Origin of the sequence: Streptacidiphilus cavernicola (assembly GCF_042510955.1) — a bacterium.
GTDB lineage: Bacteria > Actinomycetota > Actinomycetes > Streptomycetales > Streptomycetaceae > Streptacidiphilus > Streptacidiphilus cavernicola.
This window is the reverse complement of the sequence record NZ_JBHFAB010000024.1, coordinates 89,432-102,910: the sequence shown is the minus strand read 5'-3', so window position 1 is coordinate 102,910 and position 13,479 is coordinate 89,432. Positions and strand designations below refer to the sequence as shown.

Annotated in this window: 11 protein-coding genes and 1 pseudogene; 3 read left to right on the top strand and 9 right to left on the bottom strand. The window is 74.1% G+C overall.

Annotation, left to right across the window (positions count from 1 at the left end; all coding sequences use genetic code 11):
* Nucleotides 1-8 precede the first annotated feature (8 nt).
* From ACEZDE_RS27015 to ACEZDE_RS26985, 7 genes and pseudogenes are all read right to left on the bottom strand, one after another.
* Complete coding sequence (locus ACEZDE_RS27015) at nucleotides 9-260, bottom strand: hypothetical protein (RefSeq protein WP_380541157.1); 252 nt, start codon at nucleotides 258-260, stop codon at nucleotides 9-11.
* Nucleotides 257-1,759, bottom strand: a complete 1,503-nt coding sequence (gene gatA / locus ACEZDE_RS27010) for an Asp-tRNA(Asn)/Glu-tRNA(Gln) amidotransferase subunit GatA (RefSeq protein WP_380541154.1) — start codon at nucleotides 1,757-1,759, stop codon at nucleotides 257-259. Before gatA ends, ACEZDE_RS27015 begins: the two co-directional genes overlap by 4 nt.
* Before the next feature lie 4 nt (nucleotides 1,760-1,763).
* Complete coding sequence (gene gatC / locus ACEZDE_RS27005; RefSeq protein ID WP_380541151.1) at nucleotides 1,764-2,060, bottom strand: Asp-tRNA(Asn)/Glu-tRNA(Gln) amidotransferase subunit GatC; 297 nt, start codon at nucleotides 2,058-2,060, stop codon at nucleotides 1,764-1,766.
* A gap of 153 nt (nucleotides 2,061-2,213) precedes the next feature.
* Nucleotides 2,214-3,755: pseudogene (locus ACEZDE_RS27000) on the bottom strand (putative bifunctional diguanylate cyclase/phosphodiesterase); the annotation flags it as partial.
* Nucleotides 3,756-4,029: 274 nt separating this feature from the next.
* The gene (ligA, locus tag ACEZDE_RS26995; protein ID WP_380541148.1) at nucleotides 4,030-6,261 is read right to left on the bottom strand and encodes an NAD-dependent DNA ligase LigA; all 2,232 of its coding nucleotides are present in this window, start codon (nucleotides 6,259-6,261) and stop codon (nucleotides 4,030-4,032) included.
* Between the two features lie 15 nt (nucleotides 6,262-6,276).
* Nucleotides 6,277-7,281 carry a methionine synthase gene (locus tag ACEZDE_RS26990; RefSeq protein ID WP_380541203.1) on the bottom strand — a complete coding sequence of 335 codons (1,005 nt, stop codon included), beginning with the start codon at nucleotides 7,279-7,281 and terminating at the stop codon, nucleotides 6,277-6,279.
* Between the two features lie 73 nt (nucleotides 7,282-7,354).
* A complete protein-coding gene (locus tag ACEZDE_RS26985) occupies nucleotides 7,355-8,038 on the bottom strand; it encodes a TetR/AcrR family transcriptional regulator (RefSeq protein ID WP_380541145.1) in 684 nt (227 codons plus the stop codon).
* A 54-nt stretch (nucleotides 8,039-8,092) separates the two neighbouring features.
* Between ACEZDE_RS26985 and ACEZDE_RS26980 the strand changes: the two genes are divergently transcribed.
* Both ACEZDE_RS26980 and ACEZDE_RS26975 read left to right on the top strand, forming a co-directional pair.
* A complete protein-coding gene (locus ACEZDE_RS26980) occupies nucleotides 8,093-9,031 on the top strand; it encodes an ABC transporter ATP-binding protein (RefSeq protein WP_380541142.1) in 939 nt (312 codons plus the stop codon).
* Complete coding sequence (locus ACEZDE_RS26975) at nucleotides 9,021-9,839, top strand: ABC transporter permease (RefSeq protein WP_380541139.1); 819 nt, start codon at nucleotides 9,021-9,023, stop codon at nucleotides 9,837-9,839. The genes ACEZDE_RS26980 and ACEZDE_RS26975 overlap by 11 nt, the downstream gene beginning before the upstream one ends.
* Before the next feature lie 57 nt (nucleotides 9,840-9,896).
* On the opposite strand, the gene ACEZDE_RS26970 is transcribed toward ACEZDE_RS26975, so the two are convergent.
* Nucleotides 9,897-10,586, bottom strand: coding sequence for an SDR family oxidoreductase (locus ACEZDE_RS26970; protein WP_380541135.1), 690 nt, complete (start codon nucleotides 10,584-10,586; stop codon nucleotides 9,897-9,899).
* A gap of 52 nt (nucleotides 10,587-10,638) precedes the next feature.
* Between ACEZDE_RS26970 and ACEZDE_RS26965 the strand changes: the two genes are divergently transcribed.
* Nucleotides 10,639-12,861 carry an NAD-binding protein gene (locus ACEZDE_RS26965; RefSeq protein WP_380541133.1) on the top strand — a complete coding sequence of 741 codons (2,223 nt, stop codon included), beginning with the start codon at nucleotides 10,639-10,641 and terminating at the stop codon, nucleotides 12,859-12,861.
* A gap of 70 nt (nucleotides 12,862-12,931) precedes the next feature.
* Here the strand turns inward: ACEZDE_RS26965 and ACEZDE_RS26960 are convergent, their stop codons facing one another.
* Nucleotides 12,932-13,456: an LOG family protein gene (locus ACEZDE_RS26960; RefSeq protein WP_380541130.1), complete on the bottom strand. Its 525-nt coding sequence runs from the start codon at nucleotides 13,454-13,456 to the stop codon at nucleotides 12,932-12,934.
* Between the last annotated feature and the right edge of the window lie 23 nt (nucleotides 13,457-13,479).

Sequence of the window (13,479 nt, the reverse complement as noted above, 5' to 3'; positions counted from 1 at the left end):
TGGATTGCTCAGCCGAGCAGGATGTCGTCGTCGCCGAGCCGGCGCAGCTCGCGGACCAGCAGTGCGGTCGCGGTGACCAGGGCCAGGGCGCCGACGGCGGCGTTGACGAGCTTGAGGGTGTCGCCCTCCGCGCGGGCCTTGCGGATGTCCTTGACGATCCCGAAGGCGCCCCAGGCGCTGCCGCCCAGGCCGACCATCAGGCCGGGCTTGGTGTGCTTGAAGCCGGTCAACTGCTTGGCCTTGCTCGTGGTGTCGGTCATAGCGCCGGTGCCTCCTCCAGCAGGGGGTGTCCCCACTTAGCGTTGAGTGCCGCCTCGACCGCCGCACCTACCCGGTACAGCCGGTCGTCGGCCAGGGCGGGGGCGATGATCTGCAGGCCGACCGGGAGATTGTCCTCCGGTGCGAGGCCGCAGGGCACCGACATGGCCGAGTTGCCGGCCAGGTTCGACGGAATGGTGCACAGGTCGGCCAGGTACATCGCCATCGGGTCGTCGGCGCGCTCGCCGATCGGGAAGGCGGTGGTCGGCGTGGTCGGCGAGACCAGGACGTCGACCTCGCCGAAGGCGCGGTCGAACTCCCGGGTGATCAGCGTCCGCACCTTCTGCGCCGAGCCGTAGTAGGCGTCGTAGTAGCCGGAGGACAGGGCGTAGGTGCCCAGGATGATCCGGCGCTTGACCTCGGGTCCGAACCCGGCCTCGCGGGTCAGCGCGGTGACGTCCTCGGCCGAGCGGCTGCCGTCGTCGCCGACCCGCAGCCCGTACCGCATGGCGTCGAAGCGGGCCAGGTTGGAGCTGGCCTCGGACGGCGCGATCAGGTAGTACGCGGGCATCGCGTAGGTGAAGGACGGGCAGGAGACCTCGACCACGGTCGCGCCCAGCGCCCGCAGCAGCTCCACCGACTCGTTGAACCGCTGCATCACCCCCGGCTGGTAGCCCTCGCCCGCGAACTCCTTGACCACGCCGACCCGGAGGCCCTTGAGGTCACCGTGGGCGCCGGTCCGGGCGGCCTCGACCAGCGGGAGCACCGGGGCGTCGATGGAGGTGGAGTCCAGCGGGTCGTGCCCGGCGATGGCCTCGTGCAGCAGCGCCGCGTCCAGCACGGTGCGGGCGCACGGGCCGCCCTGGTCCAGCGAGGACGAGAAGGCGATCAGGCCGTAGCGGGAGACCGTGCCGTAGGTCGGCTTGACGCCGACGGTGCCGGTGACCGCGCCGGGCTGGCGGATCGAGCCGCCGGTGTCGGTGCCGATCGCCAGCGGGGCCTGGTACGCGGCCAGCGCGGCCGAGGAGCCGCCGCCGGAGCCGCCGGGGATCCGGGAGAGGTCCCAGGGGTTGCGGGTCGGGCCGTAGGCGCTGTTCTCGGTGGAGGACCCCATGGCGAACTCGTCCATGTTGGTCTTGCCGAGGACGACCACGCCGGCCTGCTTCAGCCGACTGGTCACGGTGGCGTCGTACGGCGGTACCCAGCCCTCCAGGATCTTCGATCCGGCGGTGGTGGGCACGCCCTTGGTGGTGAAGACGTCCTTGAGCGCGAGCGGGACGCCGGCCAGCGGGCCCAGCTCCTCGCCCTTGGCACGCCGGTCGTCCACCGCGCGGGCGGCGGCGAGCGCGCCCTCGGTGTCGACGTGCAGGAAGGCGTGCACCTTCCCGTCGACGGCGCCGATCCGGTCCAGGTGCGCCTGGGCCACCTCGACGGCGGAGACCTCGCCCTTGGCGATGGCGGTGGCCGTGTCGGCGGCGGTGCTGCGGGTCAGGTCGGTCATGCTCTTAGTCCTCCCCGAGGATCTGGGGCACGCGGAAGCGCTGCTCCTCCGCGGCGGGCGCGCCGGCCAGGGCCTCGGCGGGCGTGAGCGACGGGCGGACCACGTCCGGCCGCATGACGTTGGTCAGCGGCAGCGGGTGCGAGGTCGGCGGGACGTCGTCGGCGGCGATCTCGCTGACGCGGGCGACCGCGTCGACGATGTCGTTGAGCTGCTCGGCGAAGTGGTCAAGCTCTTCGGCCTTGAGCTCCAGCCGCGACAGCCGGGCGAGGTGGGCGACCTCCTCGCGCGTAATGCCAGGCATGCAGCGATCCCCTTTGGGGTGGTGAGTGTCCGGGTTACCGACCCCAGTCTATTGACAGCGGGGCAGGGCCCATCCTACGGACGCCGCGGACCGGGTCGCACCGCCGTTTCCGTGAGCGGTCCTTTCCGCGGGCGGGTCCTTTCCGTGAGCGGCTCAGCCCGGCGCGACGAAGCCGTACGGCTCCGGCGGGATCAGCGGGGCGGCGGCGTTGCGGATCCGCAGCCAGGCGGTGGCCTGGTCGGCCGGCAGCGCCGCGGAGACCAGCCAGCCCTGGACCGCGTCGCAGCCCATGGCGTGCAGCCGCTCCCAGGTCTCGTCGTCCTCGACGCCCTCGGCGACCACGGTCAGCCCGAGCGAGTGGGCCAGCTGGACCGAGCAGCGGACCACCGCCTCGTCGTGGTCGTCGGCGACCATCCGGCTGACGAAGGAGCGGTCGATCTTCAGCTCGCCGACCGGGAGCCGGCGCAGCCGGACCAGCGAGCTGTAGCCGGTGCCGAAGTCGTCCAGCGACATCCCGACGCCGTGCCCGCGCAGTTCCTCCAGGGTGTCGGCGGCCAGCTGGCCGTCCTCCAGCAGCAGCCGCTCGGTGATCTCCAGCTGGAGCGCGCCCGGCGGCACCCCGTGCCGCCGCAGCCGGTCGGCGATGGAGCGGGCGAAGGCGGGCCGCAGCACGTCCCGCGGCGAGACGTTCACCGCGACCTGGACCGTCATCCCCTCGGCCCGCCAGGCGGCGAGCTGGCTGACCGCGGCCTCCAGCACGTAGTCGGTGAGCCGGGGCATCAGCCCACTGGACTCGGCCAGGCCGACGAACTCCTCGGGGCTGACCGGGCCGTGACCCTCACGGTTCCAGCGGACCAGCGCCTCCAGGCCGACCACATGGCCGTCGAAGGCGACCTTGGGCTGGTAGTGGATCAGGACCTGCCCGGTGTCCAGGGCCCGGCGCAGGTCGCCGAGCAGGCCGAGCCGCTGCGGGGTGTCGGCGTCCTGCTCGGGGCGGTACCCGGCGACGCCGCTGCGGGTGTTCTGGGCGTGCGCCATGGCGACGTCGGCGCGGCGGAGCAGGGTCTCGGCGTCGTCGGCGTCGGCGGGGCTGACCGCGACCCCGGCGCTGGCTTCGAGCACCAGTTGTAGCCCGTCCAGCAGCAGCGGGGCCGCGAGCGCGGCGACCAGGCCGCGGGCGGTGCGGACCGGGTCGTCCCCGGCCTCCGGCAGCAGCACCGCGAACTCGTCGCCGGAGAGCCGGGCCACCAGCGGCTGCCCGGCCGACCGGCCCGACCGGCCGGGACGCCGCGGCGGCGGCGCGGGCAGCTCCCGCACGGCGCGCCGGAGCCGCTCGCCGACCTGGACCAGCAGCCGGTCCCCGGCGCGGTGGCCGAGGGTGTCGTTGAGCGAGCGGAACCGGTCCAGGTCGAGGACCACCAGCGCGACCCGGCGACCGGGCCCGGCCGCGCCGGGGCGGTCGGCGGCGATGGCCTCGCGGGCCGACCGCAGCAGCGCGTCCCGGTTCGCCAGGCCGGTGAGCGGGTCGGTGGCCTGGTCCCTGGCCCGCCCCCTGGCGATCCGCCAGGCGGCGTAGCAGACGGCCAGCGGGGCCGCGAAGAGCGGCAGGAGTCGGGGGTCGTGGTCGGAGGTGAGCAGGGCCAGCGGCAGCAGCGGTACTGCCCCGGCGACCAGCATGCCGGTCAGGACGACAGCCCTGGCCGACCGTCCGGCCCTGCCCGGACGTGCGGCGCGGCCGAGCCTCGACGTGCGCTCCATGGAGGGTTCCTCTTGCTTCCCCGTTCGCCCGCTGAGGGAGCGGGTTGTGTTCCAGGGTAAAGCGGGGACTTCTGGAGGGGCAGTGAATCGGACAGGCTGTGACCCAGCGGTGTCGTTACCGCCGGGTCGTCGCAGCGAAATCCTACCGTTTGCCTGGTTTGCCTTTGCGTTAAGTAACTTGACGAGGCGTTAGGTCACAGGTGACGGCGGTTCAGGGCGCCTCCTCGGTCACCGGGAGTGCCGCCTCCCGGGCCGCCTCCGGACCCTCGGCGAGCAGCACCGCGAAGCCGTCGTCGTCCAGCACCGCGAGCTTCAGCTGCATCGCCTTGTCGTACTTGGAGCCGGGGTTGTCGCCGACCACGACGAAGTCGGTCTTCTTGGAGACGGCGCTGGTGACCTTGGCTCCGCGGGACTGCAGCGCCTCCTTGGCGCCGTCCCTGGTGTGCGAGGCGAGGGTGCCGGTGACCACCACGGTCAGCCCCTCCAGCGGGCGCGGGCCCTCCTCCGCGGCGTCCTCGTCGACGAAGCGGACGCCGGCCGCGCGCCACTTCTCGATGATCTCCCGATGCCAGTCCTCGGCGAACCAGGCGGTGATCGCCGCGGCGATGCCGGGGCCCACCCCCTCGGTCGCCGCCAGCTCCTCCTCGGAGGCCGAGGCGATCCGGTCCAGGTCGCGGAACTCCCTGGCCAGGGCCCGTGCGGCGACCGGGCCGACCCTCCTGATGGAGAGCCCGTTGACGAAGCGCCAGAGCTGCTGCTGCTTGGCGGCTTCGAGGTTCTTCAGCATCAGCTCGGCGGTCTTCTTGGGCTCGCCCTTGAGATTGGCGAAAAACGAGACGACCTTCTGCTCGCCGGTGGTCTCGTCGACCTTGGGCAGACCGGTCTTGGGGTCGCGGACCAGGGCCCGGATCGGCAGCAGCTGCTCCAGCGACAGGTCGAAGATGTCGCCCTCGTTGGTCAGCGGCGGCACGGCCGGCTCCAGCGGCTGGGTCAGCGCGACCGCGGCGACGTAGCCGAAGTTGTCGACGTCCAGGGACTCCCGGCCGCAGAGGTAGGCGATCCGCTCGCGGATCTGGGCCGGACAGTAGCGGGCGTTGGGGCAGCGCAGGTCGATGTCGCCCTCGGCCATCGGGCGCAGCTCGGAGCCGCACTCGTGGCAGTGCGTCGGCATCACGAAGGCGCGCTCGGTGCCGTCCCTGGAGTCCTCCACCGGGCCGAGGATCTCCGGGATGATCTCGCCCGCCTTGCGCAGCACCACGGTGTCGCCGAGCAGCACCCCCTTGCTCTTGACCACCTCCTGGTTGTGCAGGGTGGCGTACTGCACCATCGACCCGGCGATCAGCACCGGTTCGGCCAGCACCGCGAACGGGGTGGCCCGGCCGGTGCGGCCGATGCCGACCATGATCCGGTCCAGCTTGCCGACCGCCTCCTCCGGCGGGTACTTCCAGGCGATGGCCCAGCGCGGCGACTTGGAGGTGGCGCCGAGCCGCCCCTGCAGCGCGATCTCGTCCACCTTGACCACCACGCCGTCGATCTCGTGCTCGACCGAGTGCCGGTTCTTGTCGCCGTAGTAGGCGATGAACTCCTTCACCTCGGCCAGCGAGCCGACCACCTTGTTGTGCCTCGCCGTGGGCAGGCCCCAGGCGTGCAGCAGCTCGTAGGCGTGCGACTGGCAGTCGATGTCGAAGCCCTCGCGGGCGCCGATGCCGTGCACCAGCATCCGCAGCGGCCGGGAGGCGGTGGCCTTCGGGTCCTTCATCCGGAGCGAGCCGGCGGCGGTGTTGCGGGGGTTGGAATAGAGCTTCTCCAGCGCCAGCGGGCGCTTCCCCTCGGCGAGCAACCGGACGTTCTCCTCGGCGCGCCGCTCGTTCTCGGCCACCAGCGCGGCGTTGAACCGCTCGAAGTCCTCGGTCGACATGTAGACCTCGCCGCGGATCTCCACCAGCGCGGGCAGGTCGTCGCCCGCGAGCTGCTCCGGGATCTCGGCGATGGTGCGGGCGTTGGCGGTGATGTCCTCGCCGACCCGGCCGGTGCCGCGAGTGGCGGCGCGGACCAGCCGCCCGTGCTCGTAGGTCAGGTTGACGGCCAGCCCGTCGATCTTCAGCTCGCAGAGGAAGTGGTACGGCTGGCCGGCCAGGTCACGCTCTATCCGCTCGCCCCAGGCGTCCAACTCCTCGTCGGTGAAGGCGTTGTCCAGGCTGAGCAGGCGCTCCCGGTGGGTGACCTTGACGAAGTCGTCGGAGACCGCGCCGCCGACCTTCTGGGTCGGCGAGTCCTGGGTGCGCAGCTCCGGACGGCGCGCCTCGATCGCCTCCAGCTCGCGCATCAGGACGTCGTACTCGGCATCGCTGATGATGGCCGCGTCCCGGGTGTGGTAGCGGGTGCGGTGCTCGTCCAGCTCCTGCGCCAACTGCGCGTGCCTTGCCCGGTCCGCGTCGGTCACGCCACTCTCCTTCGTCTACTCCGGGTTGTCGGTCAGACTCCGCGCCGCGGTCACGCTCTGCGACAGCGCGCGCCGTGCGTACGCCGGAGACGCCCCTGCCAGACCGCAGGCAGGGGTCACCACGACGTGCTGTGCCAGCAGCCCCGGATCGAGCCCGAGCCTGCGCCACAACGTCCTGACACCGCTGACACTACCGGCAGGGTCTGACAACGGGCCGTCGACGGAGGGCACCACACCGGCGAGGAACACCGTGCCGTCCTCCACCGCCTCACCGACGGCGTCGTCGTCACGCTCCGTCAGCAGAGCGAGGTCCAGCGAGACCGCGGCCGCGCCCGCGCGGCGGAGCAGGGCCAGCGGCACGTCCGGGGCGCAGCAGTGGACGATCACCGGGACGTCCAGCGGGCCGGTCAGCGAGCGCAGCGTCTCCTCGGCGACCTGGCGGTCCACCGCGCGCAGCCGCTGCCAGCCGCTGGCCGTCGGCACCCGGCCGGCCAGCACCGACGGCAGTGACGGTTCGTCGAGCTGCAGCAGCAACTGCGCCCCGGGGACGCGCCGGCGCAGGTCGTCCAGGTGCAGCCGCAGGCCCTCGGCCAGCGAGGCGGCGATGTCGCGGACCGCGCCGGGGTCGGCCAGGGCCTTCTCGCCGCGCTGCAGTTCCACGGCGGCGGCCAGCGTCCACGGGCCGACCGCCTGGACCTTGAGCGGCCCGGTCCAGCCCTGGGTGTGCTCCTCCAGCGCGTCCAGGTCCTCGCCGAGCCAGGAGCGGGCCCGGCGGGTGTCCCGTCCCGGGTGGTCGCCGAAGCGCCAGCCGGACGGCTCGACCCGGGCGAACAGCTCGACCAGCAGGCCGAGGCTGCGGCCGACCATGTCCGCGCCGGGCCCGCGGGCCGGGAGCTCGGGCAGGTGCGGGAGTACGTCCAGCGAGCCGATGACGGTCTTCGCGGCCTCCCGGGCGTCCGTCCCCGGCATCGATCCGACGCCGGTCGCCCCTGGGCCGGTCAACTGCGGGAACGTATTCACAGAGCTCACCCGGGCAGCGTACGGGAGTCCCGGCGCCCGGCGCTCGAACCGCCCTGGACCGGGTCGGCGGCGGCTACCCCTGGCCCGGCTCTGTCCCCGTCCCCGCCTCTGTCTCGGCCTCAGCCCCCGCTGCTGCCTCCGCCGCGATGGCGGCGATCATGCGCCGCAGATCGGCCAGGTCGGCCTCGAACTCGGCGGTCCAGTCGACCGGGCAGTCCAGCCAGCGGGCCAGCGCCGCGTGTCCCGGCAGGTCGCCCTCGGGGAGCTGGCCGCGGCGTCCGCGCGGGTCCAGCGCGCCCTGGCCGAACCGGCCGCCTGCCTGGGAGGCGCCGAAGCCGAGCATGAAGGTGCTGACCAGCCGCTCGATCCGGGGCACCAGGGCGGGCGGCACACCCGCCGCGAGCAGCGCGGTGTAGATCGCGTCCACAAACCGGACCGCCTCGGCGGTCACCGCCGGGCGGCCGAACAGCAGGGTCGCCGCCCAGGGGTGCAGCCGGGTCATCTCCCGCGCCTGCCGGGCGTACGCGGACAGCTGGTCGGCCCAGTCCTGCTCGGCCGCCATCGCCGGGACCAGGCCGCCGAGCAGCCGTCCGACCATGCCGTCCAGCAGCGCCGACTTGCTGCCGACGTGCGGGTAGAGCGCCATCGGGGTGACCCCGACCCGCTCCGCGACGGCCCGCATGGAGACGCCGGCCAGGCCCCGTTCGTCGGCGATCAGCAGGGCGGCGTCCAGGATCTCTTGCTTTCGGTCGGCCATGACTCTACAGTGTAGATCTATACAGTGTAGATCATTTACTGAGGAGCCTCCCCGATGCTCTCCGCCCGCGCACTGGTCAAGCACTACGGCGGCACCGCCGCCCTGGACGGCTTCAGCCTGGACCTCGCCCCCGGCGAGATCGCCGGTCTGATCGGCCACAACGGGGCCGGCAAGTCCACCTTCGTCGAGGCGGTCACCGGCCTGACCCTCCCCGACTCCGGCACGGTCGCCGTCGGCGGCCTGGACGCGCTGCGCGCACCGCGCCGGGCCCGGCGGCTGATCGGCGCGGCCCCGCAGGAGATCGCGCTGTACCCGTCCGCCACCGCCCGGGAGCAACTGCGGCTGTTCGGCGCGCTGGTCGGGCTGCGCGGAGCAGTGCTCTCGAAGCAGATCACCGCACTCGGCGAGGAGCTGCTGCTCACCGAGGTGCTGGACCGTCAGACCGGCCTGCTCTCCGGCGGCCAGCGCCGCCGGGTGCAGGCCGCGACCGCGCTGATCGGCGACCCGCCGCTGCTGCTGCTGGACGAGCCCACCGCCGGGGCCGACCCGGAGACCAGGGCCGCCCTGCTGGACGCGGTACGGACCCGCGCCGCGCGTGGCGCCGCCGTCCTCTACACCACCCACTACCTGCCCGAACTCACCGACCTGGACGCGACCCTGGCGGTGGCCAGGGCCGGGCGGATCATCGCCAGGGGCAGCCGGGCCGAGCTGACCCGCGGCCTGCCGGGGGAACTGCGGCTGCGGCTCGGCGCCGACAGCGCACCGCTGCCGGAGCGGTTCCGGGCACGGGCCGCCGGGAGCGGCGGCGAGATCGCGGGCGGGAGCGGCGGCGAGATCCGGATCAGCAGCACCGACGCCCCGGCCGACCTGGCTGCGGTGCTGGCGGCCGGCTGCACCCCCAGCACCGTCGACATCCGCCGCCCGGACCTGGACGACCTCTACCGCTCGCTCGCCGCCACCCCTTCCGCCCCGGAGGCCTCCCGTGCTGCTTGACACCACCGCGCTGCGGACCACCGCCCAGCCCGGCACCTCGCCGCGGGGCACCTCGCCGCGGGGCACCGCGCTGCGCACCACCGCCCTGGTCCGGCACAACACCGTGCTGCTGCTGCGCGAACCCGGCCCGCTGGCCAGCCGGATGATCCTGCCGCTGGTCTTCGTGACCCTGCTGCGCCCGCTCTACACCGCCGCCGAGGGCACCGCCGCGGGCACGGTCCAGGCCGTCACCGGCACCCTGGTCACCTTCTCGCTGCTGGCCCTCAGCATCGTCGGCGGCGCCATCCTCACCGAACGGCTCTGGCACACCTGGGAGCGGCTGCGCAGCAGCGCCGCGCACCCGCTGGAGATCCTCACCGGCAAGGCCCTGCCGGTCCTGGGCGCGCTGCTGGCGCAGCAGGTGCTGGTGCTGGGCTTCGGCGCGGCGGTGCTGGGCATGCGCCTGGACCACCTGCCGCTGCTCGGACTCGCGCTGCTGTGCTGGACACTGACGCTGCTGGGCATCGGCTCGGCGCTGGGCGTGGCCGCCCGCACCCACGGCGAGCTGTCCGCCGCGTACGACATCGGCGGGATGCTGCTGAGCAGCCTCGGCGGCGCGTTCGTCCCACTGGCCGCGCTGCCGCACTGGGTCAGGGCGGTGGCGCCCGCCTCCCCCGGCTACTGGGGCGTGTCCGCGCTGCACGCCGCCCTGGCCGGCGACGTCTCCCGGGTGCTGGCCTGCGGCGCGGTGCTGCTCGGCTTCACCCTGGCGGCGGGCCTGCTGGCGGTGCGGGGGCTGCGCCGGGCGTCCTCCCGCAGCGTGCTCTGACGGCGGGTCGCCGAGGGCGGACCCGTCGCCGGAGCCGGGCCCGCCGCCCCGGAGCCGTCAGCGGCCCGGACGGACCGTCAGGTCGGTGATCTCGGCGTCGCGGGGCAGGTCGAGCGCGGTCACGATCGCGGTGGCCACCGACTCCGGGTCGATCCAGGCCGCGGCGTCGTACTCCCTGCCCTCCTGGGCGTGCACCCTGGCCTGCATCGGGGTGGCGGTGCGGCTCGGGTAGACGCTGGTGACCCGGACGCCGTTGCCGTGCTCCTCGGCGCGCAGGGCGTCGGCGACCGCCTTGAGCCCGGACTTCGAGGCCGAGTAGACGCCCCACTCCGCCGACGTGGCCAGCCCGGACGTGGAGTTGACGAAGACCACCTGCCCCTGCGAGACCCGCAGCGTCGGCAGGAACAGCCGGGTCAGTTCGGCCGGGGCGACCAGGTTGACCGCGAGGGTGCTGTTCCAGACCTTGGTGCCCAGGTCGCCGATGGCGCCGAGGTCCACCACGCCGGCGATGTGCAGCAGCGAGTCCAGCCGGACCGGCTGGGTCTGCTGGCCCAGCGCCCAGGACAGCCGGTCCGGCGCCGCCAGGTCGCCGATCAGGGTGTTGGCGCCCGGGTACCGCTTCCGCAGCACGGTCGCCCGGTTGGCGTCCCTGGCCAGCAGCCACAGCTCGTCACCGCGCTCCGCGAGCCGTGCGGCGACCGCCGCGCCGATGCCGGAGCCCGCGCCGGTGATCAGGTGAATAGCCATGTGTTCATTGGTATCACGCCCGGTGCGGACGGTGATCCACCAAGATGGACGGGTGACGGATCATCAGGCCACCACCACGGCGGCGGCTCCCCATCCCCCCGGCCACATGATCGTCTGCGGCGGCGACGCGCTGACCCACCGGCTGGCGCTCGAACTGATCCACCTCTACCGCGAACGGGTGACCCTGGTCATCCCGGAACCGGACCGGGGCCACGGCCCGCAGCTCGCCGCGCTGGCCACCGCGGACGGCTCGGTCACCGTGATCACCGGGCGCAGCCCGGACGAGCCCACCCTGCTCGCGGCCGGGATCGCCGACGCCACCGCGCTCGCGCTGACCATGGACGACGACCCCGCGGTCACCCAGGCCGCACTGCTCGCCCGCGGGCTCAACCCCCGGCTGCGGCTGGTGATCCGGATCTTCGGCAGCCGGCTCGGCCAGCGGCTGGAGAACCTGCTGGACCGGGCCGCCGACCAGCTCGACCCCTCCTCCGGCGGCTCCAGCACCGTGCTGTCGGCCTCGGAGACGGTGGCCCCGGCCCTGGTCTCGGCCGCGGTGACCGACCGCCACCAGCTGATCCCGGTCAACGGCGGCACCTTCTCGGTGGTGGAGACCCCCACCGCGAGCCCGGACCAGGGGGACGACCAGGACTCCGACGGGGGCGACGCCGTCCCGCTGGCGCTGCTCGCCCCGCGCACCGGCGGCCGGGTCGGCTCCGGCGACAACCCGGTGCACGTGCTGCTCCCCGCCGCGGACGCCGCCGCCGCGGCGGGCCCCGGCACCACCCGGGCGGTGCTGCGGCTGCGGCACGACCCCGACCCGCCCGCCCTGCCCGGACCCAGGCTCCGCCGGCTGCCGCTGCGCGCGGTGTTCTCGCGCCGGGTCCGCAGGGCGGCGCTCGGCCTGTCCGGCTTCGTCGCCGCGATCACCCTGGCCACCTGGCTGGCGACCGGGCAGTCGCTGCTGTACTCGCTCTACCAGGTGCTGATGGACGTCGCGGCGGCCGGGAACCCGGCCGAGGGCGCGCCCCTGGCCCGGCAGCTGCTGCAGGTGCTGTCGGTGTTCGCCGGGATGCTGATCATGCCGCTGGTGCTGGCGCTGGTCCTGGAGAGCCTGGGCGCGCTGCACAACATCAGCGCGCTGGACCGCCCCCGGCGCAGCCTGGGCGACCACATCGTGATCATCGGCCTCGGCAAGGTCGGCAGCCGGGTGATGGAGCGGCTGGCCGAGATGCGGGTGCCGGTGGTGGCGGTGGAGCGGGACCCGGCGGCGCCCGGGGTGGCCAGGGCCCGCGCGCTGCGCGTGCCGGTGGTGATCGGCGACATCTCGCAGAGCGAGGTCCACCGCGCCGCCCGGATCAACCGCTGCCGCACGCTGATGGCGCTGACCAGCAACGACAGCGTCAATCTGGAGGCGGTGCTGTACGCAAGGGAACAGCGGCCCGATCTGCGGGTGGTGCTGCGGCTGTTCGACGACGCCTTCGCCAGCACCGTCTACCGCGCGCTCAACGCCTCCTATCCGCAGGCCCCCACCCGCAGCCGCAGCGTCTCCTACCTCGCCGCACCGGCCTTCGCGGCGGCGATGATGGGGCGTCAGGTGCTGGCGGCGATCCCGGTGGAACGGCAGATGCTGCTGGTCGCCACGATCGAGGTGCGGCACCGGGTCGCCCTGGCCGGGCGGACCGTCGGCGAGGCGTTCCGCGCGGGCGGCTGGCGCGTGGTCGGACTGCGCTCCGAGGACGGCTCCTTCCGCTGGAACCCGGCCCCGGACCGGCAGTTGACGGACGACGACCGGGTGGTGGTGGTCGCCACCCGGGAGGGCCTCGGCCTGCTGCTGCGCCGCGACGCGGTCGCGGCAGCGGAGGGCGCGGGCGGCGCGGGCGGCACGGGCGGCACGGGCGGCGAGGACCCGGCGGAGGAGGGCGCGGGCGGCGACGGCAGGGCGGTGGAGGAAGCGGGCGGCGGGTCCGGTTCCGGGGACGGGGCTGCGGCCGGGCCCGGACCCGGGCCCGGACCGGGGTCCGGGGCAGCCCCGGAGCCGGGGTCGGCACCCGGGCCCGCACCCGGGGCTGAGCCGTCTCCGGGCGGAGGTCAGGGGCAGCGCCCCGGTGGCATCCCCCGGCCCGCACCCGAGCCGCTCGGCGCGGCACCGGCCGGTTCCGGCGCCGGGGCCGTCCCCGGTCGAGCCGACGGGGACGGCGCCCCCGGCGCCCTGCCCCGGCTCCCCCGGGCGCAGCCGAGCCCGCCCTACCCCGACCAGGCCGACCACCGGAGCTGACGCCCCGCCAAGACTCGCCAAGACCCGCCAGAACCCGACAGGAACTGCCAGAACCCGCCAGGATCCCGGCTCAGCCCTCCAGCAGGGCCAGTGCCTCGGCCGGGTCCGCGGCGAAGCGGACCAGTTCGTCCAGCGGCCTGGGCAGGAAGCCCTCCGCCTCCATCCGGGCGAGCTGGACCCGCAGCCCCTCGTAGAAGCCCTCGGTGTCCAGCAGCACGATCGGCTTGACGTGCAGGCCGTGCTTCTTCAGCTCAATCACCTCGGTGACCTCGTCCAGCGTGCCCAGGCCGCCGGCCAGGACCACCACCGCGTCGGCGCGGGCCAGCAGCACCGCCTTGCGTTCGGCCAGGTCACCGGTCGTCACCAGTTCGTCCGCGCCCTGGTAGGCCTTGTGGCTGAGCAGTTCGACCGAGATGCCGACCAGCTTGGCCCCGGCTGCCTTGGCCTCGTCCGCGACGATCCCCATCAGGCCGGCGTGGGAGCCGCCCCAGACCAGGGTGTGGCCCTGCGCGCCGAGCAGCCGCCCGAAGTCCCGCGCGGGCGCGGTGTAGCGCTCGTCCAGCGCGTTGGCGGAGCAGAAGACGGTGATGTTCACGGGTGGTTCCCCCCAGTGGAGAC